We start from the raw sequence: 23,153 nt of genomic DNA, 5'->3' as shown, positions 1-23,153 counted from the left end.
GAGCCATCCTTGATCCGATGCTGCGGACCGACGCCGTCGGCCCGCGCATCACCTACTACGACGATGCCACCGGTGAGCGCATCGAGTTGTCCGCGGCGACGCTGGCCAACTGGGCCGCCAAGACCGGCAACCTGCTGCGCGACGAGATGGCCGCGGGGCCCGACAGCCGGGTCGCCATCCTGCTGCCCGCGCACTGGCAGACCGCGGCGGTGCTGTTCGGGGTGTGGTGGATCGGCGCCGAGGCGGTGCTCGAACCGGGGCCGGCGGACGTGGCGCTGTGCACCGCCGACCGGCTGGACGAGGCCGACGGTACGGGCGCCGGTGAGGTGGCCGTGCTGTCGCTGGATCCGTTCGGCCGGCCCGTACCCGACCTGCCGATCGGCGTCACCGACTACGCCACGGCGGTGCGGGTGCACGGCGACCAGATCGCCGCCGAACGCCACCCCGGGCCGGCGCTGGCCGGGCGCTCGGTGGAGCAGATCCTGTCCGCCTGCGAAAACTCTGCCGCGGCAAGGGGTTTGACGGCCGGCGACCGGGTGCTCTCCGGCGCGGCGTGGGACGGGCCCGACGAGCTCGTGGCCGGCCTGCTGGCGATCCTGGCCGTCGGCGCGTCGCTGGTGCAGGTGACCAACCCCGACCCCGCCGCGCTGCAGCGGCGGATCGAGACGGAAAAGGTGACCCGCGTCCTCTGACGGACTCATATTGATATCGCAATATTTCGATGTTAGTGTCGTGCGAAACCGGCACACACACCCAGGAAGGTTCACGCGATGGCGGCGTACGGGCTCTTGGCGAAAGCGGCATCGACGGTCGTCACCGGCCTCGTCGGGGTGACGGCCTACGAGGCGGTGCGCAAGGCCATGGCCAAGGCACCGCTGCACGAGACCGCGGTGACGGCCGCGGAGCTGGGCTTGCGCGGCACCCGCAAGGCCGAGGAGGCCGCCGAGTCGGCGCGGCTGAAGCTGGCCGACGTCATGGCTGAGGCCCGCGAGCGCATCGGCGAGGAAGCGCCCACGCCGTCGATCACCGACACCCACGACCACGAGCACTGACCGCGCGGACATGTCCGTAGGCACGGCCACCGCCGAAGACCCTGCCCTGCACGTGCTTTCGGATGCGGCCGGGCGCATGCGGGTGTCGGTCGACTGGGTGCGCGGCGACTCGCGCCGGGCCGTGGCGGTCGAGGAGGCCGTCACCAAGCAGCAGGGCGTGCGCGCCGTGCACGCCTATCCGCGCACCGGCTCGGTGGTGGTGTGGTACTCGCCGCGGCGCTGCGACCGCCCCTCGGTCCTGGCGGCAATCGGCTCGGCCGCGCACGTCGCCGCCGAGCTGATCCCGGCCCGAGCACCGCATTCCTCGGAGATCCGCAACACCGACGTGCTGCGCATGGTGATCGGCGGCGCGGCGCTGGCACTGCTCGGGGTGCGCCGCTACGTGTTCGCGCGGCCGCCGCTGCTGGGCCCGAGCGGGCGGCTGTTCGCCACCGGCGTCACGGTGTTCACCGGCTACCCGTTCTTGCGCGGCGCGCTGCGCTCGCTGCGCTCGGGTCGCGCCGGCACCGACGCGCTGGTGTCGGCGGCGACCGTGGCGAGCCTGATCCTGCGCGAGAACGTGGTCGCGCTGACCGTGCTGTGGCTGCTCAACATCGGCGAGTACCTGCAGGACCTGACGCTGCGCCGGACCCGGCGCGCCATCTCCGAGCTGCTGCGCGGCAGCCAGGACACCACCTGGATCCGCCTCGACGGCAACGAGATTCAGGTGCCGATCGACACCGTGCAGATCGGCGACGAGGTGGTGGTGCACGACCACGTCGCGATCCCGGTGGACGGCGAGGTCGTCGACGGCGAGGCGATCGTGGACCAGTCGGCGATCACCGGCGAGAACCTGCCCGTCAGCGTCGTGGTCGGGGCGGGCGTGCATGCCGGTTCGGTGGTGGTGCGCGGGCGCGTCGTGGTGCGCGCGCACGCCGTGGGCAATCAGACCACGATCGGGCGCATCATCACCCGCGTCGAGGAGGCGCAGCACGACCGGGCGCCGATCCAGACCGTCGGCGAAAACTTCTCCCGCCGTTTCGTTCCCACCTCGTTCATCGTCTCCGCCATCACCCTGGTGCTCACCGGGGACGTGCGGCGGGCGATGACCATGCTGTTGATCGCGTGCCCCTGCGCGGTGGGCCTGGCCACCCCGACCGCGATCAGCGCCGCGATCGGCAACGGCGCGCGCCGCGGCATCCTGATCAAGGGCGGCTCGCACCTCGAACAGGCCGGCCAGGTGGACGCGATCGTCTTCGACAAGACCGGCACGCTGACCGTCGGGCGCCCGGTGGTCACCAACATCGTTTCTTTGCAGAAAGATTGGGAGCCCGAGCAGGTGCTGGCCTACGCGGCCAGCTCGGAGATCCACTCGCGTCACCCGCTGGCCGAGGCGGTGATCCGCTCCACCGAGGAACGCCACATCAGCATCCCGCCGCACGAGGAGTGCGAGGTGCTGGTGGGCCTGGGCATGCGAACCTGGGCCGACGGCCGGACCCTGCTGCTGGGCAGCCCGTCGCTGCTGCGCGCGGAAAAGGTCCGGGTGTCCAAGAAAGCCTCGGAGTGGGTGGACAAGCTGCGGCGCCAGGCCGAGACGCCGCTGCTGCTCGCGGTCGACGGCAAGCTGGTGGGGCTGATCAGCCTGCGCGACGAGGTGCGCCCCGAGGCCGCCGCGGTGCTGAACGAGCTGCGCGCCAACGGGATTCGGCGCATCGTCATGCTCACCGGCGACCATCCCGAGATCGCCGAGGTGGTCGCGCGCGAACTGGGCATAGACGAATGGCGCGCCGAGGTGATGCCGGAGGACAAGCTCGAGGTGGTGCGCGAGCTGCAAAACGCCGGCTTCGTGGTCGGCATGGTCGGCGACGGCATCAACGACGCGCCGGCGCTGGCCGCCGCCGACATCGGGATCGCCATGGGGCTGGCCGGAACCGACGTCGCCGTCGAGACCGCCGACGTGGCGCTGGCCAACGACGACCTGCACCGGCTGCTCGACGTGCGGGACCTCGGCGAGCGCGCCGTCGACGTCATCCGCGAGAACTACGGCATGTCCATCGCCGTCAACGCGGCCGGGCTGATCATCGGCGCGGGCGGCGTCCTGTCCCCCGTGCTGGCGGCGATCCTGCACAACGCGTCGTCGGTGGCGGTGGTGGCCAACAGCTCCCGGCTGATTCGCTACCGGCTGGACTGAGTGACGTTCAGGATGGTCCGCGCGACCAGTTCTGGGTCGTCCATCATCGGGTCGTGGCCCGTATCGGCCAGCGTCAGGAACGTCGCGCCCGGAAGACGCTCGCGAGCGTTGGAATCGTACGAGGCGATGGGAATGGCCACGTCGTTCTCCGACCACGCCACGGTGACGGGGCACGGCAGTGGGTCCAGCGGCGCGATCCGCTGATCGTCGGACGAGAAGATGTCGCGCTTTACGGTGCAGCCGAGGTAGTCGTCGACGATCTCGACACAGCGCCGCGCGCTCACCCGATCGCCATGAGATGCACCGGTGCGGAACATTGCTCGGCGGACCGCGGCCGGCTTGAGCACGAACGGCAGGATGGGCCGGAGCAGGCGCATCGGCCCGTCGCCACCCTGAACATATGACATCGTCTTCGCCCGCAGCCCGTCGCCGGGCGCCCAAAAGCCCCCTGGCGCAAGCGCACACACCGTCGCAGCCCGGCCGCGCCGGGCCAGTTCGATGGCCAGGTAGCCGCCCATCGAGTGGCCCGCGAGATGCGGTCGCTCCAACCCTTGCTCGTCGAGATAGCTTTCCGCCCAGTCCACGAGATCAACGGAGATCGCCGGGCGCCGCTGCACCGGGGGCCCGCCGCGGTGGCCGGGGGCTGTGGGCGCGTACACGTCGTGATACTTCGAAAGGTGCCGGACGACGTCTTGCCAGGCGCCGCCGGAGGCGTTGAGCCCGTGCAGCAAGACCAGCGCCGGCTTGTCGGAGACCATGGCGCAGTCTGACACACCGCTTTCGGCATCGCGCGCGGAGGACCGCCGAATTTGCGTAATCCCTTGTGTCACTGTGGTTTCAGTGGCCACATTGCCGGGATTGTTGTCGGTGGGCGTCCCTACGATTTGAGGCATGAGCGCGAGCAGTCGTGAGCAGATCGTCGAAGCCTTCGACGCCCTCGACGCCGACCTGGACCGGCTGGGCGAGCTGTCCTTCGACGCCTTGACCACCCCGGAACGGCTGCGCGCGTTGGAGCGCCTCGAGCGCGTCGCGCGCCGGCTGCGCACCCCCCAGCACGCGCTGATCAACCAACTCCGCGCACAGGCCGGCGAGGCCGAGTTGGGTGGCACGCTGCGCCGGGCGTTGGCTGATCGGCTGCGGATCACCAAAGCCGAGGCCGCGCGGCGCATCGACGACGCCGCCGATTTGGGCGTGCGCCGCGCCCTGACCGGCGAGGCGCTGGGACCGCGGCTTTCCGCGACCGCCGTGGCCCAGCGCGACGGGCTCATCGGCGACGCCCATGTGCGCGTGATCCGCGGGTTTTTCGACCACCTGCCCGTCGAAGTCGACGTCTCGATTCGGGAGGCCGCCGACAAAGACCTGGCCCGCAAAGCGTGCGGCTACCGGCCTGATGAGTTGGCCAAATACGCCCAGCGGATCATGGACTGGCTGCACCCCGACGGCGCGTTCACAGAACAAGAACGCGCCCGCCGGCGCGGCATCGTGTTCGGCAAGCCCGAGTTCGACGGCCTCTCACGCATCAGCGGCCTGGTCACCCCCGAGCTGCGCGCGGCCATCGAGGCGCTGCTGGCCAAGCTCGCCGCCCCCGGGGCGTGCAATCCCGAAGACGACACCCCCGTCGTCGACGACCCTCCGGATGAGGCCGCGGTGCGCCGCGATCACCGCAGCACCGCCCAACGCAACCACGACGCATTCCTCGCTGCACTGCGCGCCCTGTTCGCCTCCGGCAAGCTGGGCTCACACAACGGCCTACCCGTGGGCATCGTGGCGATCACCACCCTCGCCGAGCTCGAGGCCGCCGCCGGCAAAGCCCTGACCGCCGGCGGAACCCTAGTACCCATGGCCGATGTCATCCGGTGGTCGCAGCACGCCCATCACTACCTGGCCATCTTCCACCACGGCAAGGCGCTGGCGCTGTATCACACCAAACGCCTCGCGTCCCCCGCCCAGCGGATCGTGCTCTACGCCAAGGACCGCGGCTGCACCAAGCCCGGCTGCGACGCCCCGGCCTACCACAGCCAGGTCCACCACATCAACGGCTGGCAAACCACCCGCCGCACCCACATCGACGAACTCACCCTGGCCTGCGGCCCCGACAACCGCCTCGCCGAAAACGGCTGGACCACCCGCACCAACGCCCACGGCCACACCGAATGGATCCCACCCCCACACCTGGATCACGGACAGCCCAGAACCAACTCGTATCACCACCCCGAACGACTCTGCCACGACGAAGACGACCCGTAGCCGGCGATCGCCCACCGCGGCCACCGGGAGCGTGCGACAATACTGCGCGTAAGGCGATGACGATGCAGGAAGCCGGTGCGAATCCGGCGCGGTCCCGCCACTGTCATCGGGGAGCGACCCTCACTAGCCACGGCTCAGCAGAGCTGGAAGGCGAGGCGAGCAGCGATCCGAGAGCCAGGACACTCGCGTCGTCGCATCCTGCGACCCGGGGCGGTGTACCCCGAGAGAGCTGGCAACCCCCATGCCACATTCGTCCTGGCATCGCGTCCCCCTTTTCGCCCAATGACCGCGCCGATCTGGATGGCGTCGCCCCCGGAGGTGCACTCGGCGCTGCTGAGCGCCGGTCCCGGCCCCAGCGCGTTACTCGCCGCGGCCACCGCGTGGAATTCGCTCGGCACCGAATACACCGACGCCGGCCAAGAACTCGAGGCAATCCTGGCGGCGGGGGTGGGCTCGTGGGACGGCCCGACCGCCGACGCCTATGCGGCCGCCCACGCCCCGCACCTCGCGTGGCTGGCGCAGGCCGGCGCGAACAGCGCCGCGACGGCCGCCCGGCACGAAGCCGCGGCCGCCGCCTACACCTCCGCGCTCGCCGCGATGCCGACGCTGGCGGAGCTGGCCGCCAACCACGCCACGCACGCGGTGCTGATCGCGACGAATTTCTTTGGCATCAACGCGATCCCGATCGCGGCCAACGAGGCCGACTACGCGCGGATGTGGCTCCAGGCCGCCACCGTGATGAGCACCTATCAAGCCGTCGCCGCGGCGGCGGTGACCGCGGCGCCGCATACCACCGCGGCACCGCAGATCATGACGGCCGCCGCCACCGACCAGCCGTTACCACCCGACCGGCAGAACGACATCCTGGAGTGGTTGCAGCAGAACGGGTTTACCGATTTCTACTACGAGTCGCTGCAGCCGTTGATCGACTCGGTGGCCAACAACCCGTTCTTCGCGGCGCTGTTTTCGGGCTTCGACCCCTGGCTGCCCGTGCTCGGCAATCCGCTGAGCTTTCTCAGCCCGTTCAACATCGCGTTCGCCCTCGGCTACCCGATGGACTTCGCCTCGTACTCCCTGTTCCTGTCGGAGACCTTCGCGTTCATCGCCGCGGACGTCGCCGCGGCGTTCGCCTCGGGTAATCCGACGGTCATCGGCTGGACTTTGGTGTTCGTCACCGTCGAAGCCATCGGCACGGTCATCACCGACACCATCGCGTTGCTGAAGACGTTGCTGGAGCAGAGCATTGGGCTGCTGGTGGTCTTCCTGCCGCTGATCACCGCGTCGCTGGCGCCGCTGGCCGCCGTCCCAGCGACACTGGGCGGGCTGTCCGGCCTGGCCGGCATCAAGGGCCTGCTGGTCGCGGTGCCGCCGGCGCTGCCGCCCACCATGCCGCCCGTGGTGGCGCTCGCCCCGAGCATCCCCACGCCGTCACCGACCCCGCCGCCGCCCGCGCCGGCCCCCGCGCCGGCCCCCGCGGCCGCGGCCACCCCCGCACCAGGGGCGCCGCCACCGCCGGCCACCACACCGCCGGCGGCGACCGGCGCGGGCCTGGCCGCGGGCATGGACGGCTACGGCTACCTGGTCGGCGGCCTGGGCGCGGACGCCCGCCGGGCGGCGGGGGCCGCCGCCCGCAAGACGGCCCCCGAACCGGAGGGCGCCGACGCCCCGGCGGCCGCCGCCGCCCCCGAGGAACGCGCCGCGCCGCAGCGCCGACGCCGGGCCAAGGTCACCCAGCCCGGCCGCGGCTACGAATACATGGACCTCGAACCAGACCCCGCCCCCGCGAAAACCCCCGGCTTCACCGGAACCGCGGCCAAGCCGGCCGCCGGCACGGCGGCGGGGCTCACGACGCTGCCGACGCGCGTGCCGATGATGCCCGGCACCTGGTCAGCCGACCCGGACTGACCGCCCGATCAGCAGCCGCAGGCGTGGCCGCGCCAGGACTGGATGCCCTCCCAGACCGCGATGCCGGCGATGCCGAGCCCGATCGTGGGGTCGATCCACCAACCGCCCGCCCACAGCGCCGTCGCGGCAAGGCCCACCAGCACGCCGATCGCCTGCGCGGCGCACAGGTAGTTCTGGGTGCCTTCGCCGTGGGTGGCGCCCGAGTCCAGCCGCTCGCCGAGCCGATGGTTGGCCCAGCCCAGCGCCAGCATCAGCACCGGCGCGACCCCCGTCAGCGCCATGCCGATCACCGACGTGTCGGCGCGGTGCCCGTCGGTCAGGTCGCGCAGGGACTCGGCGGCGACGTAGGGGGCCGTCAGCCAGAACGAGATCGCCACGCCGCGCTGCGCGCGCCGCTCGGCCGTCTCGGACAGCGTCCGGGATCCCGAAAAGCGCCACACCACCATCCCGCTGCCCAGCGCCTCGGCGCCACCGCCCAGCGCCCATCCGGTCAGCGCGACGGATCCGACCGCCAGCCCCTCCCACAGGCCGACAACGCCCTCGACGAGCACCACCGCCAAACTGAGCCACGCCAGCTGCCGGGCCGCGCGGGCGCTGCGCCGCCAGGCGACGTCTCGCGTGACCGCGGCCGGGCGCGGTGACTCGGCGATCGAGAGCACCATCTGCATCCGGCCATGGTAGGCGGGACGGGCCCGGCGCCGGGACGCGCAACGGCCGGGAGACCGTATCGTTATTCTGTCTAACCAGCCTCGCAACGGAAGGACCATCCGATGGCGCGCACCGACGACGACACCTGGGACCTGGCAACCAGTGTGGGAGCCACGGCCACCATGGTCGCGGCGGGGCGGGCCCGCGCCACCCGGGCCAAGCTGATCGACGACCCGTTCGCCGAGCCGCTGGTGCGCGCGGTGGGTGTGGACTTCTTCACCCGGTGGGCCGCGGGCGAAATCGACTCCGCCGACGTCGATGTCGACGGCGCCGCGTGGGGCATGCAGCGCATGACCGACCTGCTTGCGGCGCGCACGCGCTACATCGACGCGTTCTTCGCCGAAGCCCAGAAAGCCGCCGTCGACCAGGTCGTCATCCTGGCCTCGGGTCTGGACGCGCGGGCCTACCGGCTGCCGTGGGCAGCCGGCACCACGGTCTTCGAAATCGACCAGCCCGAGGTCATCGCGTTCAAGTCGGCCACCATCGCCGAGTTGGGCGCCACGCCCACGGCCGAGCTGCGCAACGTGTCGGTCGACCTGCGCCACGACTGGCCGGCGGCGCTGCAACGCACCGGGTTCGACCCCGGCCGCCCCGCCGCCTGGGCCGCCGAGGGCCTGCTCGGCTTCCTGCCGGCCGACGCGCAGGACCGGCTGCTGGATCAGATCACCGCGCTCAGCGCCGACGGCAGCCGGCTGGTGGCCGAGGTGTTCGTCAACACAGGGGTCAGCGGGGACGCGCTGAACGCCGCCGGCGAAAAGTGGCGGGAGAACGGCCTCGACGTCGCGCTCGACGACCTGGGCTTCCCCGGGGAACGCAACGACGTGGCGGCCTATCTGGAAGAGCGCGGGTGGCGCCCGGAGCGCACACCGCTCAATAAGTTGTTGGGCGACATCGGATTACCGCTGCAACCCACCGCCGAGGACGCGCCCTTCGCGAAGAACTATTACTGCACCGCGGTGCTGCACCCGGCAGGTTAAGGAAAGGCCCCACATGTCAGACAGGCCAAACAGCAAGCCCGCCAAGCCACTTGACGGCTACCGGGTGCTCGACTTCACCCAGAACATCGCCGGGCCGCTGGCCGGGCAGGTGCTGGCCGACCTGGGTGCCGAGGTCATCAAAATCGAGGCGCCCGCCGGCGAGGCGGCCCGGCAGATCACCGCGGTCCTGCCCGGGCGCCCGCCGCTGCCCACGCTGTTCCTGCCGCACAATCGGGGCAAGAAATCGGTGGCGGCAGACCTGACCGTCGACGAGAACAAAGAGCAGATCCTGCGGCTCGCCGACACCGCCGACGTTGTCCTGGAAGGGTTTCGGCCCGGCGTGATGGAACGCCTGGGGCTGGGCCCCGACGACCTGCGGGCCCGCAATCCCCGGCTCGTCTACGCGCGGCTGTCAGCCTACGGCGGCAACGGGCCGCACGGCAGCAGGCCGGGCGTGGACCTGATGGTCGCCGCCGAGTCCGGCATGTCCACCGGGATGCCGACGCCGACCGGCAAGCCGCAGATCATCCCGTTCCAGCTCGTCGACGCCGCCAGCGGTCACGTGCTGGCCCAGGCGGTGCTGGCCGCGCTGCTCAACCGCGAGCGCCACGGGGTGGCCGAAACCGTGCGCGTGGCCATGTACGACGTCGCGGTGAACCTGCAGGCCAGCCAGCTGACCATTCACCTGAACAAGCCGAGCGAGGCACCCAAGCCCGACGGCGACCCAAAACCCAAGAAGCGCAAGGGAGTCGGCTTTGCCACCCAGCCGTCGGACGCGTTCAAGGCCGCCGACGGTTACCTGGTCATCAGCGCCTATGTGCCCAAGCACTGGGCGAAGCTGTGCCAGATCATCGGCCGCCCGGATCTGGTGGACGACGAGCGCTTCGCCTCCCAGCGCTCACGCGCGCTGAACTACCACGAATTGACCGAGGAACTCGAGTCGGCGCTGGCCGCCAGGACCGCGGCCGAATGGGTCGAGCTGTTGCAGGAGGGCGGCCTGATGGCCTGCCTGGCCTATACCTGGAAGCAGGTGGTCGGCACGCCACTGTTCGCCGAGAACGAGCTCGCGCTGCAGGTCGGCACCGGCGACGAGGCGATCACCGTCGTGCGGATGCCGGCGCGCTACTCGAGCTTCGACGCGGTGGCCGCCGATCCCCCGCCCGCCCCGGGGCAACACAACGACGAGTTCCTGGTCACGGAACGAGTTTGACCACCCGGTTGTTGCCGCGGTCGGCGACGTAGACGTTCCCGTTCCCCTCACCGGCGGAGTCCACCGCCACCGCCAGCGGCGTGTTGAGCCCGGTGAAGGGCAGCACGACCGGAACGTTGGATCCGGCGGGCAGCTTTTTGACCTGGCTGCTGTCGTGTTCGGTGACGAACACGTCGCCCGCGGGGTCCACCGCGATGCCCCACGGCACCGAGACGCCGCCGAACGGCAGCTCGACCTGGGCGTTTGTCCCGACCTCCAGCTTCAGCACCCGGTTGTTGTCGGTGTCGGTGATGAACACGTTGCCGGCGGGGTCCACCGCCACGCCGTCCGGGTTCTTCAGCCCATTGAACGGCAGCACCGTCTGGGCGTTCGACCCGGACGCCAGCTTCAGCACCCGGTTGTTGCCCCGGTCGGCCACATAGACCGCGCCCTGGGAATCCACCGCCACGCCCTCGGGATAGTTGAGGCCGTTGAACGGCAGCACCGTCTGGTTGTTCGACCCGGCCGTCAGCTTCACCACCCGGTTGTTGAAGTCGGCGACGTACACCGTGCCGGCGTCGTCCACCGCCAGCCCCTGCGGCTGGTAGAGCCCGTTGAACGGCAGCACCCGCGGGGCGGTCGTCCCCGTGGGCAACTCCACCACACGGCCGTACATGCCCATGCTGGTCACGTAGACGTTGCCGGCCTTGTCCAGAGCCACCCCGCCCGGGGACAGGCGGAAGTCAATCCCGTTGAACGGCAACACGCTCTGCCCGGACGCCTCCTTCGACGGGGAGTTCGATCCGTGCAGGATGACCGTGACGATGGCGACGACGGCAACGATCACAACCGCGACGATGGCGCCGACGATCCACCACTTGCGTTTGTGGTCCGGCGGGGGCCCGCCCCGCCAGTAGTCCGACTGCGACGGACCCGTCGGCTGCGGATACGACGCGGGCATGGATTGGCTGCGCCACCCGGCGACGCCACCGGACGGCGCCATCCCGCCGCTGACCCCCGGCGCCGAGGGCCAGCTGGCGCCGCCGCTGGGTGCCACCGGACGAGCCATCGTCTCGGCGGAGTCGGACGAGCGGGCGGTGTCCTCGCCGCGCTGCAGGATCGCGGCCGCCTGGTGCTGCTCCCCCGTCGTCAGCGCGGCGTGGGCCGCGGCGGCCATGTCCCCGGCGCTGCGGTAACGCTCGTCGGGGTTTTTGGCCATGCCCCGGGCGATCACGTCGTCCAGGGCCGCCGGCACCCGCCCGGGCATGATCTGGCTGGGCCGCGGCGGCGGCTCGAGCAGGTGCGCCGCGATCAACCGTTCCATGCTGTCGGCCCGGTACGGCGGCGAGCCGGTCAGGCACTCGCCCAAAACACAAGCGAGCGAATAGATGTCGGCGCGGTAGGTGACGTCGTCGCTGGTGAACCGCTCCGGGGCCATGTACTTGCAGGTGCCCATCGCGGTCCCGGTCTGCGTCAGCCCCGGGTCCGCGGCGGCGCGGGCGATCCCGAAGTCCACCAGGTAGGCGAAGTCGTTGTTGGTGACGAGGATGTTCTCCGGTTTGACGTCGCGGTGCGTCACGCCGCTGGCGTGCGCGGCGTCCAGCGCCGCGGCGATCTGGCTCACGATGGCCACCGCGCGCGGCGGGCTCATCGGCCCGGAACGCCGCAACACGGTGGCCAGGTCGGCGCCGTCGATCAGGCGCATGTCCAGATAGAGGCGGCCGTCGATTTCACCGTAGTCGTGAATCGGCACCACGTGCGGCTCGGTCAACCGGCCCGCGGCGTCGGACTCGCGCTGCATCCGCGCGCGAAACATGGGGTCACCGGAGTATTGCTCCGATATCAGCTTCAACGCCACCACGCGGCGTTTGCGGGTGTCCTCGGCCTCGTAGACCTCACCCATCCCGCCGCGGCCCAGCAGCCGCAGCAGTCGGTAGGGCCCGAACTGCGACCCCATTCGCGAACCCGGCGCGCTCACCCTGGAGGCTCCCTTCGTCCGTTCACGAGATCGCGTTCACCGCGCCCGCCAGTTTCGACTGGAACGAGCTCGGCATCGGGATCGATCCATACTGCTCTAATCCATCTTGCCCCGGACCGATGGCGGCCTGCATGAATGCCTTGACGGCCTGCGCGGTCGCGGAGTCCGGATACTTCGAGCAGACGATCTCATAGGTCGCCAGCACTATCGGGTAGGCGCCGGCCTGAGTCGGTTTGTAGAACGACGACGTGTCCAGCACCAGGTCGTTGCCCTGCCCCTGGAATTTTGCGGCGGAGATGGTCTTGTCGACCGAGTCGGTCGTGATCGACACCGGATCCGGGCCCGCAGAGGTGATGATCTGCGCCATGTGCAACTGCTTGCCCACCGCGAACGACCACTCGTTGTAGGTGATGGACCCGTCGGTGCTCTGCAGCGCCGCCGACGTGCCGTTGTTGCCGCTGGCGCCGTCTCCGACGCCGCCGTTGAACATTTCGCCCGTGCCCTTGCCCCAGGCGCCGTCGGACGCGCCGTCGAGATATTTCTGGAAGTTGGCGGTGGTCCCGGATTTGTCGCTGCGGAACACGACGTGGATGGGCGTCGAGGGGAAGGAGGCACCCCCGTTGAGCGCCTTGATCGCCGGGTCGTCCCACTTGGTGATGGCGCCGTTGAAGATCTTCGCCGCGGTCGGCCCGTCCAGATTCAGCGAACCCACGCCGTTGACGTTGTAGGTGATCGCGATCGGGCCGAACACCGTGGGCAGGTCCCAGGCCGGGGAGCCACACCGGGCCGCCGCCCGGTCCGGCTGACCCGTCGACGGGTTCAGCGGGACGTCGGAGCCCGCCAGGTCGGTTTCGTTGTTGACGAACTCCTCGACGCCGGCGCCCGAGCCGTTGGCGTTGTAGTCCAGGGTGTGGCCCGGGCACGCACGCACGTAGGCGTAGACGAACTGCTCTATCGCGTTCTGTTGCGCGGTGGATCCGCTCGCGTGCAGCAGCTTCTTGCCGCCGCAATCCACCGGAATGGGCTTGGCGCTGGTCCCCGACGAATTGTTCGAGTTGCCACCGCATCCGGCCAGCACCAAGACGCCGACGACGAACAGGCTCAGCGCCGTGCGGGATCGGATAAACCTCACGCAACTCCTCCGTAGCGTCGGGACCGTGCGCGGCGCACGCAGCGACGTAGGTGACACAAACGTGAACCAATCGTGAATATACAAACCTTTGAAGATGGGTGTGGGATTAGCGGCACCTTGTAGGTAGCTGAAGAAATGTTTGCGCGCGGGTGTCGCGCCGGTAACGCGCAGTAGCATCGGGCATTGATGGGCCGTGAACAGCTCGACGCCGACACCGGGGCCGGTGCCGCCCCTCCGGCCATGGCGGCGGTGGACCTCACTCTGGGCTTCGGGGCCAAGACCGTGCTCGACGGGGTGAGCCTGGAGTTTCCGGCGCGCGCGGTCACGTCGTTGCTGGGGCCCACCGGCTCCGGCAAGACGACCTTTCTGCGGACCCTGAACCGGATGAACGACAAGGTCTCCGGGTTCCGGCACAGCGGCGACGTCCTGATGGGCGGGCGCAGCATTTTCTCCGGCCGCGACCTGATGGAGTTTCGCCGCAGCGTCGGCATGCTGTTCCAGCGGCCCAACCCGTTCCCGATGTCGATCATGGACAACGTGGTCGCCGGCGTGCGCGCCCACAAGATGGTGCCGCGCAAGGAATTCAGAAGCGTCGCCGAGGCCCGGCTCACCGAGGTCGGCCTCTGGGATGCGGTCAAGGATCGGCTCGGGGATTCCCCGTTCCGGCTCTCCGGCGGTCAGCAGCAGTTGTTGTGCCTGGCGCGCGCGCTCGCGGTGGACCCGGAGGTGCTGCTGCTCGACGAGCCCACCTCCTCGCTGGACCCGACCACGACCGAAAAGATCGAGGGCCTCATCCGCTCGCTCGCCGACCGGCTGACCGTGGTCATGGTGACCCACGACCTGGCCCAGGCCGCCCGCACCGGCGACCGGACCGCCTTCTTCTTCGAAGGCCGGCTGGTCGAGGAGGGGCCCACCCAGCAGCTGTTCCTGTCGCCCGAGCACGAGGAAACCGCCCGCTACTTCGCCCCGTTCCGGCCGGCCCAGGCCGGCCGGCCCGAGGAAGCGAGGACGTGAAGACCCGGTCGGATGCGCTGCTGGCCCTCGTGGCGGCCCTCGGGGTCGCGGCGTGCGGCTCGCACGCCGCGACCTCCACGGGCGGCGCGCCCACTACCCCGTCGACCACCGGCAGCGTGGCCACCGCGCCGGCGACGGCCAAGATCGAGCTGTCGGAGACCGGCAGCACGCTGCTCTACCCGCTGTTCAGCGAGTGGGGTCCCGCGTATCACGCGAAGTATCCGAACGTCAGCATCACCACCCAGGGCAGCGGTTCGGGCGCCGGGATCTCCCAGGTCGCGGCCGGGGCGGTCAGCATCGGGGCCTCCGACGCCTACCTGTCAGACGGCGACATGGCCGCGCACAAGGGGCTGATGAACATCGCATTGGCCATCTCGGCGCAGCAGGTCAACTACAACCTGCCCGGCATCCACCAGCACCTCAAGCTGAACGGCAAGGTGCTGGCCGCCATGTATCAGGGCACGATCAAGCGGTGGAGCGACCCGCAGCTGGCCGCCCTCAACCCCGGCCTGCACCTGCCCGACACGCCGGTGGTCCCGCTGCACCGCTCCGACGGGTCGGGCAGCACGTTTCAGTTCACCCAGTACCTGTCCAAGCAGGACCCCGACGGTTGGGGCAAGTCTGCGGGCTTCGGCACCACCGTCGACTTCCCCCCGGTGCCCGGCGCGCTGGGCGAAAACGGCGACGGCGCCATGGTGACCGGCTGCGCGGCAAACCCGGGCTGCGTCGCCTACACCAGCATCGGCTCGCTGGACGCGGCCGACGAGCAGGGCCTCGGCGAGGCCAAGCTGGGCAACGCCTCGGGCAAGTACCTGCTGCCCAAAGCCAAGAGCATTCAGGCCGCGGCCGCCGGGTTCGCCGCGACGACCCCGGCCGATCAGGCGATTTCGTTGATCAACGGACCGGCCGCCGACGGATACCCGATCGTCAACTACGAGTACGCGATCGTCAACGCCACCCAGCCCGACGGCGCCACCGCCCAGACGCTGCAGGCGTTCCTGCATTGGGCGGTGACCGAGGGCAACGCCGCCGCGTTCCTGGACAAGGTTCACTTCCAGCCGCTGCCGGACTCGGTGGCCAAGTTGTCGCTCGCCCAGATCGCCAAGATCAGCGCATGAACACCAAAAAGCGGTGCGCATCGCTACGGAAACGAACGAAAGGTGAGAGATCGTGAAGAAGCGGTTATGTAGGTTCCTGGCCGTGGCGGCCACCGCCCCACTGGTTTGCGCCGCGGGCGCCTGCGGTTCGAACTCGACGAACGGATCGTCGAATCAGGGGTCCGGTGGACCGGTGGCCACGACGCCGGCGTCCTCGCCGATAACGCTGTCGGAGACCGGCAGCACGCTGTTGTACCCGCTGTTCAACCTGTGGGGCCCGGCCTACCACGACAAGTACAACAACGTCACGATCACTCCCCAGGGCACCGGTTCGGGCACCGGGATCTCCCAGGCGGCGGCCGGGGCGGTCAACATCGGCGCCTCCGACGCCTACCTCTCCGAGGGCGACATGGCCCAGCACAAGGGCCTGATGAACATCGCGCTGGCCATCTCGGCGCAACAGGTCAACTACAACCTGCCCGGGGTCACCGAACACATCAAGCTGAACGGCAAGGTGCTGGCCGGGATGTACAACGGCAGCGTCAAAACCTGGAACGACCCGCAGATCACCGGGCTGAACCCCGGCGTGAATCTGCCCGCCACGCCGGTCGTTCCGCTGCACCGCTCCGACGGGTCCGGTGACACATTCCTGTTCACCCAGTACCTGTCCAAGCAGGACCCCGACGGCTGGGGCAAGTCGCCTGCCTTCGGCACCACCGTCGACTTTCCCGCGGTGCCCGGCGCGCTCGGCGAGAACGGCAACGGCGGCATGGTGACCGGCTGCGCGGACACACCGGGCTGCGTGGCCTACATCGGCATCAGCTTCCTCGACCAGGCCCAGCAGCGCGGGCTCGGCGAGGCCCAGTTGGCCAACGCCTCCGGTAAGTTCCTGCTGCCCGACGCGCAGAGCATCCAGGCCGCGGCCGCCGGCTTCGCCTCGAAAACCCCGGCGAACCAAGCGATCTCGCTGATCAACGGCCCCGCCGCCGACGGATACCCGATCATCAACTACGAGTACGCCATCGTCAACAGCAGCCAGAAGGACGCCGCCACCGCGCAGACGCTGCAGGCGTTTTTGCACTGGGCGATCACCGACGGCAACAATGCCTCGTTCCTGGACAAGGTGCACTTCCAGCCGCTGCCGGCCGAGGTCGTGAAGTCGTCGGACGCCCAGATCGCCAAGATCAGCGGCCAGTAGGGGTTCGGTGACCGCCGCCACGATGCCGCGCGCGCTGGCCCGGGTCCGCGCCGCGCGGCGCCCGGGCTTCGCGGTGCGTGCGCTGGGCGCGGTGGGAGCGGTGATCCCGCTGCTCGCGCTCGTGTTCGTGTTGGCGACGCTGCTGCTCGAGGCGCTGCCCGCGATCCGGGTCAACGGGCTGCACTTCTTCACCGCCACCGACTGGAATCCGGGCAACACGTATGGCGACGCCGTCGTCACGCGCGGCGTCCAGCATCCGGTCGGTGCCTACTACGGGGCGTTGCCGCTGATCGTCGGGACCCTGGCGACCTCGGCGATCGCGCTGATCATCGCGGTGCCGGTGTCGATCGGCGCAGCGCTGGTGATCGTGGAGCGGTTGCCCCGGCGGCTGGCGTCGGGGATCGGGATGGTGCTGGAGTTGCTCGCCGGCATCCCCAGCGTCATCGTCGGCCTTTGGGGCGCAATGACATTCGGGCCGTTCATCGCCCACAATGTCGCGCCGGTGATCGCCCGCAACGCCCCCGACGTGCCGATCCTCGGCTACTTCCGCGGCAACCCCGGCAACGGGGAGGGCATGTTGGTGTCCGGCCTGGTGCTGGCGGTGATGGTCATTCCCATCATCGCCAGCACCACCCGCGATTTGATCCGGCAGGTGCCGGTGCTGCCTCGCGAGGGCGCCGTCGCGCTGGGGATGACGGACTGGGAGTGCGCGCGCCGGGTCACCCTGCCGTGGGTGTCGAGCGGGATCGTCGGGGCCGTGGTGCTCGGGCTCGGACGCGCGCTGGGCGAGACGATGGCCGTCGCCATGGTGTCGGGCGCGGTGCTGGGCGCGATGCCCGCCAACATCTACGCGACCATGACCACCATCGCCGCCACCGTTGTGTCACAACTGGATTCGGCGATGACCGACTTCACCGACTTCGCGGTGAAGACCCTGGCCGAGGTGTCGCTGGTGCTGATGGTGATCACGTTGCTGACAAACGTGGCGGCGCGCGCCATGGTGCGCCGGGTGTCGGGCACGGCGCTGCCGGTGGGCCGGGGGGTGTGAGGTGAACGCCGACGTCATCGCGAACCGGCGCAAGATCGTCAACGCGCTGTTCTGGGTCGCCTGCGTGTGCTGCCTGGCGGTGGTGGTGGTGCCGACGCTGTGGATGCTGATCGAAGTCGTCTCCCGGGCGTTGCCGGTGTTCACCTGGAGCGTGCTGACCGAAGACACCCGGGGCAACGGCGGGGGACTGCGCAACGCGATCATCGGCACCGTGGTCGTGGGCGTCGGGGTCATGCTGGTGGGCGGCTCGGTGAGCGTGTTGACCGGGATCTATTTGTCCGAATTCGCCAGTGGCAGAACGCGATCCATCCTACGCGGCGCCTACGAGGTGTTGTCCGGCATCCCGTCCATCGTGCTCGGATACGTCGGCTACCTGGCGCTGGTGGTGAAGTTCCACTGGGGCTTCTCGCTGGCGGCGGGGGTGCTGACGCTGTCGGCCATGAGCATCCCGTACATCGCCAAGGCCACCGAATCCGCGCTGTCCCAGGTGCCCACGTCCTACCGGGAGGGGGCGGAGGCGCTCGGGTTGCCGCTGGGTTGGACCCTGCGCAAAATCGTGCTCAAGTCGGCGATCCCCGGGATCGTCACCGGCCTGCTGGTGGCGCTCGCGCTCGCGGTCGGCGAGACCGCGCCCATGCTCTACACGGCGGGCTGGTCGAATTCCGCCCCGACCGGAAAGCTCACCGACTCACCGGTCGGCTACCTGACCTACCCGATCTGGACGTTCTACAACCTGCCGTCGAAGGCGGCCCGCGCGCTGTCGTACGACGCGGCGTTCCTGCTGATCATTTTCGTGTTGGTGCTGATCGTGCTCGGCCGGCTGATTACGTGGTTCGCGCGGCGGCACTCGGAATCCGGGTAGCCGCTCAGACGCCGGGCAGCCGCACCACCTGAACGAAGAACTCGTCGATCTGCCGGACGGCGCTCATGAACTGGTCGAGGTCGACGGGCTTGGTGACGTAGGCGTTGGCGTGCAGTTCGTAGCTGCGCAGGATGTCCTCCTCCGCCGAGGAGGTGGTGAGCACGACGATCGGGATGCGCGACAGGTCCGGGTCCGACTTGACCTGCTGAAGCAGTTGGCGCCCATCGTATTTCGGCAGGTTCAAATCGAGCAGCACGAGGTCGGGCCGCGGCGCGTCGGCGAAGGCGCCGCGCCGGTAGAGAAAATCCAGGCCCTCCTCGCCGTCGTGCGCGACGTGCAGGTTGTTGTTGACCTTGTTGTGTTCGAACGCTTCCCGGGTGATCAGCTCGTCACCGGGATCGTCTTCGACGAGCAGAATTTCGATCGCTCGGCCGGCTGATGTCATCATGAGGCTCCTTCGACTGTGGCTGGGCTTTGTTCGTGCGCGCGCACCGGCGCGGGTATCGGCAGGCTGAACCGCAGTCGGGTTCCGTCCGTGTACGTCGTGTCGACCTCGATGGTGCCGCCGTGGTGCTCGACGATCTTCTTGCACAACGCAAGACCCATCCCGGTTCCGGAGTACACCTCCCGGCCGTGCAGGCGCTGGAAGATGACGAAGACCTTCTCGGCGAACTCCGCCGCGATGCCGATCCCGTTGTCCGACACGCTGAACAACCATTCGCCGTCGCGGTCACCGGTGCCGTCCTCGCAGTCGATGACCACGCGCGGGCGGCGGTCTTCGCGCCGGAACTTCACCGCGTTGCCGACCAGGTTCTGCCACAGCATCGTCAGCAGCATGGGATCCCCGATGATCTGCGGGAGGGGCCGGCGCGGCCGCACGATCTCGGCGTCGGCCTCCTCGATGGCCGCGGCGAGGTTGGCCAGGGCGGCGTCCAGCGCGTCGTCCAGGGCGACCTCGGTGTCCACGGTGCCCACCCTGCCGACGCGCGAGAACGTCAGCAGGTCGTTGATCAGCACCTGCATGCGCTTGGCCCCGTCGACGGCATAGCCGATGTATTCGATTCCCCGCCCGTCGAGTTGGTCGCCGTAGCGCCGTTCGAGCAACTGGCAGAACGACGCGACCTTGCGCAGCGGCTCCTGCAAGTCGTGCGACGCGACGTAGGCGAACTGCTCGAGCTCGGCGTTCGAGCGCCGCAACTCGAGCGCCTGGTCGTCCAAAAGCTGGCGGGCCGAGCGCGATACCTCGAGCTCCTCGACGAGGCGCTCCCGCATGTCCTCCACGTCGATGGCTATCTTGCGAATGTCCCTGGGCCGCCTCGGGGCCACGATCCGGTCGCCGAAGTCGCCCTTGGTGATCCGCCGGCACGACTCGGCCAGCGCCGCCAGCGGGCGGGTGACCGCGTCGCGCGTCAGCAGGCCCAGCGCGGCGGCGGTGCAGAAGAACAGCAGCACCATCGCACCCAGCACGCGGTCGCGCCAGGCGTCGGTGCGTTTGAGGTCGTCGTCCGCACGTGCCCACGCCGCAGACAGGTGGGCGTTCTGGGTGTCGAAAAGGGCACGCAGGTGGTCGAATTCGGTCTTGCCGCGCTCCGCTGCCGGGCGGTTCATGACGTTGCGGCCGTTGGGCTCCACGCTGGCCAGCACCGGCTCGGCGTAGTTCGCCCGCCAGCTGGCGGCGGCATTCTCGATGGCGTCCACGTCGGCGGTCAGCTCCGGGCGCGCCCTCAACCGCCGCCGAATCTCTTCGGCCGCAGCCAGTTCGGCGTGCTGCCCGTCGTAGTACGGGGTGAGGAACTGCCGATCGTCGGAGATCAAATAGCCGCGGATGCCCGTCTCCTGGTCACGCAGCGCCGACTGCAGCTGGAAGGCCGCCACCCGTGCCGGCTGGATCCCGTCGGTCAGCCAGTGCGACGTCTCGTCGTTGTGGTGGAGCAACACCGCCCCGACCACGGCGCCGGCGAGCACCATCACGCCCATGGTGGACAGCAACAGCGCCTGCCAGCCGCGCACGGTGAGGTGCGCGAGGCGCGGCGGCCGAAAGGCCGGGCTCACGCCGTCGTCCTCTCGACGCGCAGCACGGCGATGTCGTCGGTGAGCCCGCCGCGCGGTTCGGCGAGTTGCTGCGCGCCGTCGATGAGCGCGTCGACGAACTCCGGGCCGGGCCGCTGCGCGTGCCGCCGGGCCAGGGCGAGCAGGCCGTCCTCCCCCAAGCGCTCGATGCCGCGCCCCGAATAACCCTCGAACAGCCCGTCGGTCAGCAGGAGCAGACCCTGACCCACGGTCAGTTCCAGGTCGTGGCACGGCCAGTCGTCGGCGCGCAGGCCCAGCGCCGGACCCGCCGGCGGCTCGACCCACTGCACACTCGCGCCGGATTGCAGGAGCATCCCCGGGTGCCCGGCGCGCACGGCGGTGACGCGCGGGCTGTCGGGGTGGATCGCCAGGCTGAGCACGGTCGCGAAGATTCCGGTGGCCGTGCGCTCGGAGTGCAGCACCCGCTCGAGTTGCCGCATCAAGGCGACCTCGCGCACGCCGGCGAAGGTCAGCGCGCGAAACGCGATGCGCAGCGCCGCGCCCAGGGCCGCCTCGTGCGGCCCGTGCCCGGCGACGTCGCCGATCAGCACGTGCACCACCCGGTCGGGCGACTGCACGACGTCGTAGAAGTCGCCGCACAGCAGCGCGTCCTCGCGGCTGGGCCGGTACCGGGCGACGATGTCGATACCGGGCTCGTCGAGCAGCAGCGGCGACGGCAGCAGGCCGCGCTCCAGCAGCGCGTTCTCGCGGGCGCGCAGCTGGCTCGCGTGCAGGTCGGCGGAGATGAGCTCGGCGCGTTTGCGCTCGATGGCATACAGCAGCGCGCGGCGCAGCATCTCGGGCTCGACGCGGCCCTTGACCAGATAGTCCTGGGCGCCGGCCGCGACCGCGGAAGCCCCGAAGGACTCGTCGTTCAGTCCGGTCAGTACGACGATCGGGACGGTCGCGTCCTGTTGGGCGATGCGGGCCAGGGCGTCCATCCCGCTGGCGTCGGGCAGATGCAGGTCCAGCAGCACGCAATCGGGCCGCGCCGCGGCGAGCTCGCGCTCGGCGTGCGCCACCGACTGCGCCCAGGTCACCCGGATGTCGGCGACCGCGTCGGTGATCAGCTCTTCGACCAACACCGCGTCGGCGCGGTCGTCCTCGACCAGCAGCAACGACAACGGCTTCAGCGCCTGCCGCTGCGCCCCCGGTGTTTGGGGGGCCGGCGCTGGTATCAATTCCGGCCCATCTGCGGGCCGGCATGGGAAGTCACAACGTGCATACAGACCCCTGGGTCGCGGTCGGACTGGACAGCCGGTGACTTCTTACCGACTCGACGTGTGGAATCGAACACACCGAAGGGAGATCCTATGCGCCGGCGAAATCAGCGCAACAGCGCCCGCGACATGACCACCCGCTGAATCTGGTTGGTGCCCTCGTAGATCTGGGTGATCTTGGCGTCGCGCATCATGCGCTCCACCGGGAAGTCGGCGGTGTAGCCGGCGCCGCCGAACAGTTGCACGGCGTCGGTGGTCACCTCCATCGCGACGTCGGAGGCGAAGCACTTCGATGCCGCCGAGATGAAGCCGAGGTCCCCCTCGCCGCGCTCGGCGCGCGCGGCCGCCTGGTAGACCAGCATCCGCGCGGCTTCGACCTTCATCGCCATGTCGGCGAGCATGAACTGCACGGCCTGGAAGCTGCTGATCGACTCCCCGAACTGCCTGCGGTCCTTGGTGTAGGCGATCGCGGCGTCCACCGCGCCCTGGGCGATGCCCACGGCCTGGGCGCCGATCGTGGGGCGGGTGTGGTCCAGCGTGGCCAGCGCGGTCTTGAAGCCGGTGCCGGGCTCGCCGATGATGCGGTCGCCCGGGATGCGGCAGTTCTCGAAGTACAGCTCGGTGGTCGGCGAGCCCTTGATCCCGAGCTTGCGCTCCTTGGGACCGACGCTGAACCCCTCGTCGTCCTTGTGCACCATGAACGACGAGATGCCGTTGGCGCCCTTGTCCGGGTCGGACACCGCCATCACCGTGTACCAGTCCGACTTGCCGCCGTTGGTGATCCAGCACTTGGCGCCGTTGAGGATCCAGTCGTCCCCGTCGGCCTTGGCCCGGGTGCGCATCGAGGCGGCGTCGCTGCCGGCCTCACGCTCGGACAGCGCATACGACGCCATCGCGCCCTCGGCGATCTGCGGCAGCACCTGCTTCTTCAGCTCGTCGGAGCCCCGCAGGATCAGGCCCATGGTGCCCAGCTTGTTCACCGCCGGGATCAACGACGCGGACGCATCGACCCGGGCGACCTCCTCGATGACGATGCACGCCGCCACCGAGTCCGCGCCCTGCCCGCCGTACTCCTCCGGCACGTGCACGGCGTTGAAGCCCGACGCGTTCAGCGCGTCCAGCGCCTCCTGCGGGAACCGGACGTTCTCGTCCACGTCGGCCGCGTGCGGGGCGATCTCCTTCTCCGCCAGCGCCCGGATCGCCGCCCGCAGCTCCCGGTGCTCCTCGGGCAGTTGGTACAGATCGAACGACGGGTTTCCGGCCCATCCAGCCATCGCGAGCCTCCT

20 protein-coding genes and 1 riboswitch are annotated in these 23,153 nt (G+C 69.8%); of the genes, 12 read left to right on the top strand and 8 right to left on the bottom strand.

Going from position 1 to position 23,153, the window contains the following annotated elements:
* Positions 1-17 precede the first annotated feature (17 nt).
* The 3 genes from AC5Y43_RS04445 to ctpC all read left to right on the top strand — a co-directional run bounded on the left by AC5Y43_RS04445 (position 18) and on the right by ctpC (position 3,222).
* Positions 18-692, top strand: a complete 675-nt coding sequence (locus tag AC5Y43_RS04445; protein WP_499970415.1) for a TIGR03089 family protein — start codon at positions 18-20, stop codon at positions 690-692.
* Between the two features lie 78 nt (positions 693-770).
* Positions 771-1,052, top strand: coding sequence for a DUF1490 family protein (locus AC5Y43_RS04440; protein ID WP_499969784.1), 282 nt, complete (start codon positions 771-773; stop codon positions 1,050-1,052).
* A 10-nt stretch (positions 1,053-1,062) separates the two neighbouring features.
* Entirely contained in the window at positions 1,063-3,222 is a 2,160-nt protein-coding gene (gene ctpC / locus AC5Y43_RS04435) for a manganese-exporting P-type ATPase CtpC (RefSeq protein ID WP_499969782.1), read from the top strand.
* Here ctpC and AC5Y43_RS04430 read toward each other — a convergent pair.
* Positions 3,207-4,070, bottom strand: coding sequence for an alpha/beta fold hydrolase (locus AC5Y43_RS04430; RefSeq protein WP_499969781.1), 864 nt, complete (start codon positions 4,068-4,070; stop codon positions 3,207-3,209). The two genes, ctpC and AC5Y43_RS04430, sit on opposite strands and share 16 nt — an antisense overlap.
* Before the next feature lie 43 nt (positions 4,071-4,113).
* Here AC5Y43_RS04430 and AC5Y43_RS04425 point away from each other — a divergent pair, with 43 nt between their 5' ends.
* Together AC5Y43_RS04425 and AC5Y43_RS04420 are read left to right on the top strand one after the other, a co-directional pair.
* A complete protein-coding gene (locus tag AC5Y43_RS04425; RefSeq protein ID WP_499969780.1) occupies positions 4,114-5,469 on the top strand; it encodes an HNH endonuclease signature motif containing protein in 1,356 nt (451 codons plus the stop codon).
* A 20-nt stretch (positions 5,470-5,489) separates the two neighbouring features.
* Positions 5,490-5,676, top strand: a riboswitch (cobalamin riboswitch).
* A gap of 75 nt (positions 5,677-5,751) precedes the next feature.
* On the top strand, positions 5,752-7,374 hold the full coding sequence (locus AC5Y43_RS04420; protein ID WP_499969778.1) for a PPE family protein: 1,623 nt from the start codon (positions 5,752-5,754) through the stop codon (positions 7,372-7,374).
* 8 nt (positions 7,375-7,382) lie between these two features.
* On the opposite strand, the gene AC5Y43_RS04415 is transcribed toward AC5Y43_RS04420, so the two are convergent.
* Entirely contained in the window at positions 7,383-8,042 is a 660-nt protein-coding gene (locus tag AC5Y43_RS04415) for a cation efflux transmembrane domain-containing protein (RefSeq protein WP_499969777.1), read from the bottom strand.
* A gap of 102 nt (positions 8,043-8,144) precedes the next feature.
* Between AC5Y43_RS04415 and AC5Y43_RS04410 the strand changes: the two genes are divergently transcribed.
* Complete coding sequence (locus AC5Y43_RS04410) at positions 8,145-9,059, top strand: SAM-dependent methyltransferase (RefSeq protein WP_499969776.1); 915 nt, start codon at positions 8,145-8,147, stop codon at positions 9,057-9,059.
* A 13-nt stretch (positions 9,060-9,072) separates the two neighbouring features.
* The gene (locus AC5Y43_RS04405; RefSeq protein ID WP_499969775.1) at positions 9,073-10,269 is read left to right on the top strand and encodes a CoA transferase; all 1,197 of its coding nucleotides are present in this window, start codon (positions 9,073-9,075) and stop codon (positions 10,267-10,269) included.
* Here AC5Y43_RS04405 and AC5Y43_RS04400 read toward each other — a convergent pair.
* Together AC5Y43_RS04400 and pstS (AC5Y43_RS04395) are read right to left on the bottom strand one after the other, a co-directional pair.
* Positions 10,253-12,205 carry a serine/threonine-protein kinase PknD gene (locus tag AC5Y43_RS04400; RefSeq protein ID WP_499970411.1) on the bottom strand — a complete coding sequence of 651 codons (1,953 nt, stop codon included), beginning with the start codon at positions 12,203-12,205 and terminating at the stop codon, positions 10,253-10,255. The genes AC5Y43_RS04405 and AC5Y43_RS04400 overlap by 17 nt on opposite strands.
* 43 nt (positions 12,206-12,248) lie before the next feature.
* The gene (pstS, locus tag AC5Y43_RS04395) at positions 12,249-13,358 is read right to left on the bottom strand and encodes a phosphate ABC transporter substrate-binding protein PstS (RefSeq protein ID WP_499969773.1); all 1,110 of its coding nucleotides are present in this window, start codon (positions 13,356-13,358) and stop codon (positions 12,249-12,251) included.
* Positions 13,359-13,544: 186 nt separating this feature from the next.
* On the opposite strand from pstS (AC5Y43_RS04395), the gene AC5Y43_RS04390 reads away from it, so the two are divergent.
* From AC5Y43_RS04390 to pstA, 5 genes are read left to right on the top strand one after another with little or no spacing between them, the layout of a single operon-like run.
* On the top strand, positions 13,545-14,372 hold the full coding sequence (locus AC5Y43_RS04390; RefSeq protein WP_499969771.1) for an ATP-binding cassette domain-containing protein: 828 nt from the start codon (positions 13,545-13,547) through the stop codon (positions 14,370-14,372).
* Positions 14,369-15,490: a phosphate ABC transporter substrate-binding protein PstS gene (gene pstS / locus AC5Y43_RS04385; protein WP_499969769.1), complete on the top strand. Its 1,122-nt coding sequence runs from the start codon at positions 14,369-14,371 to the stop codon at positions 15,488-15,490. The genes AC5Y43_RS04390 and pstS (AC5Y43_RS04385) overlap by 4 nt, the downstream gene beginning before the upstream one ends.
* A gap of 52 nt (positions 15,491-15,542) precedes the next feature.
* Entirely contained in the window at positions 15,543-16,667 is a 1,125-nt protein-coding gene (pstS, locus tag AC5Y43_RS04380) for a phosphate ABC transporter substrate-binding protein PstS (protein WP_499969767.1), read from the top strand.
* A gap of 22 nt (positions 16,668-16,689) precedes the next feature.
* Entirely contained in the window at positions 16,690-17,715 is a 1,026-nt protein-coding gene (gene pstC / locus AC5Y43_RS04375) for a phosphate ABC transporter permease subunit PstC (protein WP_499970409.1), read from the top strand.
* 1 nt (position 17,716) lies between these two features.
* On the top strand, positions 17,717-18,577 hold the full coding sequence (pstA, locus tag AC5Y43_RS04370; protein WP_499969765.1) for a phosphate ABC transporter permease PstA: 861 nt from the start codon (positions 17,717-17,719) through the stop codon (positions 18,575-18,577).
* A 4-nt stretch (positions 18,578-18,581) separates the two neighbouring features.
* On the opposite strand, the gene AC5Y43_RS04365 is transcribed toward pstA, so the two are convergent.
* The 4 genes from AC5Y43_RS04365 to AC5Y43_RS04350 form a co-directional block, all read right to left on the bottom strand.
* Complete coding sequence (locus tag AC5Y43_RS04365) at positions 18,582-19,022, bottom strand: response regulator (protein ID WP_499969763.1); 441 nt, start codon at positions 19,020-19,022, stop codon at positions 18,582-18,584.
* Positions 19,022-20,554: a sensor histidine kinase gene (locus tag AC5Y43_RS04360; protein ID WP_499970407.1), complete on the bottom strand. Its 1,533-nt coding sequence runs from the start codon at positions 20,552-20,554 to the stop codon at positions 19,022-19,024. The genes AC5Y43_RS04365 and AC5Y43_RS04360 overlap by 1 nt, the downstream gene beginning before the upstream one ends.
* 71 nt (positions 20,555-20,625) lie before the next feature.
* Positions 20,626-21,771, bottom strand: coding sequence for a PP2C family protein-serine/threonine phosphatase (locus AC5Y43_RS04355; RefSeq protein ID WP_499969761.1), 1,146 nt, complete (start codon positions 21,769-21,771; stop codon positions 20,626-20,628).
* 203 nt (positions 21,772-21,974) lie between these two features.
* A complete protein-coding gene (locus tag AC5Y43_RS04350) occupies positions 21,975-23,141 on the bottom strand; it encodes an acyl-CoA dehydrogenase (protein ID WP_499969759.1) in 1,167 nt (388 codons plus the stop codon).
* Positions 23,142-23,153: the final 12 nt, after the last annotated feature.

The sequence above is a fragment of the Mycobacterium sp. NGS57 genome (assembly GCF_059812405.1).
Note: the sequence above shows the minus strand (reverse complement) of the source record. Positions and strands in the feature narration are given on the sequence as shown.

Bases quoted from the DNA above. Each gene is read 5' to 3' on its own strand.
- AC5Y43_RS04440 (WP_499969784.1), top strand. From the start codon at position 771: ATGGCGGCGTACGGGCTCTTGGCGAAAGCGGCATCGACGGTCGTCACC.
- AC5Y43_RS04425 (WP_499969780.1), top strand. From the start codon at position 4,114: ATGAGCGCGAGCAGTCGTGAGCAGATCGTCGAAGCCTTCGACGCCCTC.
- pstC (WP_499970409.1), top strand. From the start codon at position 16,690: ATGCCGCGCGCGCTGGCCCGGGTCCGCGCCGCGCGGCGCCCGGGCTTC.
- AC5Y43_RS04400 (WP_499970411.1), bottom strand. From the start codon at position 12,205: ATGGGGTCGCAGTTCGGGCCCTACCGACTGCTGCGGCTGCTGGGCCGC.
- AC5Y43_RS04390 (WP_499969771.1), top strand. From the start codon at position 13,545: ATGGGCCGTGAACAGCTCGACGCCGACACCGGGGCCGGTGCCGCCCCT.
- AC5Y43_RS04350 (WP_499969759.1), bottom strand. From the start codon at position 23,141: ATGGCTGGATGGGCCGGAAACCCGTCGTTCGATCTGTACCAACTGCCC.
- AC5Y43_RS04420 (WP_499969778.1), top strand. From the start codon at position 5,752: ATGACCGCGCCGATCTGGATGGCGTCGCCCCCGGAGGTGCACTCGGCG.
- ctpC (WP_499969782.1), top strand. From the start codon at position 1,063: ATGTCCGTAGGCACGGCCACCGCCGAAGACCCTGCCCTGCACGTGCTT.
- AC5Y43_RS04415 (WP_499969777.1), bottom strand. From the start codon at position 8,042: ATGCAGATGGTGCTCTCGATCGCCGAGTCACCGCGCCCGGCCGCGGTC.
- AC5Y43_RS04445 (WP_499970415.1), top strand. From the start codon at position 18: ATGCTGCGGACCGACGCCGTCGGCCCGCGCATCACCTACTACGACGAT.
- AC5Y43_RS04405 (WP_499969775.1), top strand. From the start codon at position 9,073: ATGTCAGACAGGCCAAACAGCAAGCCCGCCAAGCCACTTGACGGCTAC.
- AC5Y43_RS04410 (WP_499969776.1), top strand. From the start codon at position 8,145: ATGGCGCGCACCGACGACGACACCTGGGACCTGGCAACCAGTGTGGGA.
- AC5Y43_RS04365 (WP_499969763.1), bottom strand. From the start codon at position 19,022: ATGACATCAGCCGGCCGAGCGATCGAAATTCTGCTCGTCGAAGACGAT.
- AC5Y43_RS04360 (WP_499970407.1), bottom strand. From the start codon at position 20,554: ATGGGCGTGATGGTGCTCGCCGGCGCCGTGGTCGGGGCGGTGTTGCTC.